Consider the following 2,235-nt stretch of genomic DNA (forward strand, 5'->3'; position numbering starts at 1 on the left):
GGTAGGGCCGATCATCGTCCTGGCGCTGGCGGCGATGCCGTTCCTGGCACGCGGCCTCAACGCGCTGGCGCTTGGCGAGGCGACCGCCGGCCATCTCGGCATTCCGGTGCAGCGGCTGAAATACACGGCCATCGTCGGCGTCTCCGCCGCGGTCGGCGCATCCGTCGCCGTCAGCGGCGGCATCGGCTTCGTCGGCATCGTGGTGCCGCATCTGCTGCGCCTGCTGATTGGTCCGGACAATCGCTATCTGCTGCCGGCGTCGGCGCTGCTCGGCGCCTCGCTGCTGCTTCTGGCCGATGCGGTCGCACGCACTATCGTTGCGCCGGCCGAACTGCCGATAGGCATCGTCACCGCGGTAGCGGGCGCGCCGTTCTTCCTTTGGATCCTGCTGCGCAAGCGCGGCGTGGTTGATTTGTGAGGCTTGATGATCGAGGCAAAGGATGTTTCGGTTGATATCGCCGGCAAGCCTATCGTCAGTGGTGTCGATTTCCACGCGCGGCCCGGCGAGATCGCCGCCATCGTCGGCCCCAATGGTTCGGGCAAGACGACCTTCCTCAAAGCGCTCTCCGGCGAGCTCGCCTATACCGGCCGCGTTGCCCTCAACGGCCGAGATCTCTCGCCGATGAAGCCGGCCGAGGCAGCCGTCCATCGCGCGGTGCTGCCGCAGGCGACGACGCTGTCGTTCCCGTTCACCGTGCGGGAAGTGGTCAAGCTTGGTCTTGTCGGCGGCCGTTCGGGCGCCTTGCCGGGCGAGGATGCGCGGCTGCCGGAACGGGCGCTGGCGCGTGTCGATCTCGACGGCTTTGCCGGCCGTTTCTACCAGGAGCTTTCCGGCGGGGAGCAACAGCGCGTTCAGTTGGCGCGCGTGCTGTGCCAGGTCTGGGCGCCGGTGCTCGACGGCAAGCCGCGCTTTCTGTTCCTCGACGAGCCAGTGTCCAGCCTCGACATCAAGCACCAGCTGATCATCATGAACATTGCCCGCGACTTCGCCAGAAGGGGCGGTGGCGTGGTCGCCATCCTGCATGACCTCAATCTGACGGCCATGTATGCGGAGCGGATCTTCGTCATGCATCGCGGCCGGCTGGCCGCCGCCGGATCGCCGCGGGACGTGCTGAGCGATGATCTGATCGAGAAAGTGTTCGACTGCCGGCTCAGGGTCGGCGTGCTGCCGGCGGGCAATATGCCGTTCGTGCTGCCGCAGTCGGCGGTCTATTGATATTCAGGTGAGGCCGGGCCTGCGAATGGCGGTTTCCTGGGCTTCTCCCGCCAATTGTCGAAGTCGGCGCCGCCCCTCATTGCCCTGCCGGGCATTTCTCTCCGTAGAACGGGGAGAAATACGCTAGGCAGCCGGGGCGCGGCGCTCCATCAGCATGTCGATGCCGAGCAGGTTGCGTACATTCGGCCGCGCCGCTACCAGATCGGCGATCGTATAGCGGGCGAGCACTGCGAAAAACGCATTCAGGGCCTCGCGCAGCGCCGAGTTCAGCGCGCAGCTGTCGACGAGCGGGCATTCGGCGGCATCGTTCTCGAAGCATTCGGCCATGGCGAAGCTCTCTTCCGTCACGCGCACGACATCGAACAGGCTGATGGCTTCGGCCGCCCGGCCAAGTTTGACGCCGCCATTCCTGCCACGCACGGTCTGGACGAGGCCGTGCTCGACCAGCGGCTGCAGGATCTTGAACAGGAAAAGCTCCGACACCGAATAGGCGGCCGCGATCTCGGGAATACGGCTCAATCGGTCGTCATTTGCCGCGCAATACATCAAGATGCGCATGGCATAGTTGGTCTGGCGCGTAAGCCGCATATTGTCCTCACAAGGCACTGGGGCGGTGCAACCCACGCCAGATCTGGAAATTTTGCTGATGCGGCTTTGACCCGAAATTCCGGATTCGCCACATTGGCCCAGGCGGAATATGGCCTATACCTTGGAATAATTCCAGACTAGCTTGGCGCGATAGATGAATTTTCTCCTCAACTTTGTGTGCGCAGCCGGGCAAGATGCCGGGCGAAACCGGCTGTCGCGGGTATTTCGGCCGTCGGAACACTAGATAGGCTGAGATCGACGAGGAGCGGCTCACCCATGTCACAATCGGCTTCGCCCTTGACGCCGGTCCGTTTCGATGCCGAAGCGGATGCGAAGCTTTCCGCGTTGCGGCGGACGAAATTCCTCGCGGCGGCCGCGCTGGCGCTTTGCGTACTGGTGTTTGCGCTCGCCAAATCGTTCGAGCACATCCA

The 2,235-nt window shown here is 64.1% G+C and carries 3 protein-coding genes and 1 pseudogene; 3 read left to right on the forward strand and 1 reads right to left on the reverse strand.

Features of this window, described 5'->3' with window-relative positions; translation table 11 throughout:
• Both EN991_RS33015 and EN991_RS33020 read left to right on the forward strand, forming a co-directional pair.
• A partial coding sequence (locus EN991_RS33015; protein ID WP_164769551.1) for an iron ABC transporter permease occupies positions 1–418 on the forward strand: 418 nt, incomplete at its 5' end.
• 6 nt (positions 419–424) lie between these two features.
• Positions 425–1,216 (forward strand): heme ABC transporter ATP-binding protein, encoded by a 792-nt coding sequence (locus tag EN991_RS33020; protein WP_127370314.1) that lies wholly within the window; start codon positions 425–427, stop codon positions 1,214–1,216.
• Positions 1,217–1,339: 123 nt separating this feature from the next.
• On the opposite strand, the gene rirA is transcribed toward EN991_RS33020, so the two are convergent.
• Positions 1,340–1,804 (reverse strand): iron-responsive transcriptional regulator RirA, encoded by a 465-nt coding sequence (rirA, locus tag EN991_RS33025; RefSeq protein WP_013531245.1) that lies wholly within the window; start codon positions 1,802–1,804, stop codon positions 1,340–1,342.
• A 276-nt stretch (positions 1,805–2,080) separates the two neighbouring features.
• Between rirA and EN991_RS41325 the strand changes: the two are divergent.
• A pseudogene (locus tag EN991_RS41325) lies at positions 2,081–2,235 on the forward strand (DUF445 domain-containing protein); the annotation flags it as partial.

The organism is Mesorhizobium sp. M7A.F.Ca.US.005.03.2.1 (assembly GCF_003997795.1).
Classification (GTDB): Bacteria; Pseudomonadota; Alphaproteobacteria; order Rhizobiales; family Rhizobiaceae; genus Mesorhizobium; species Mesorhizobium ciceri.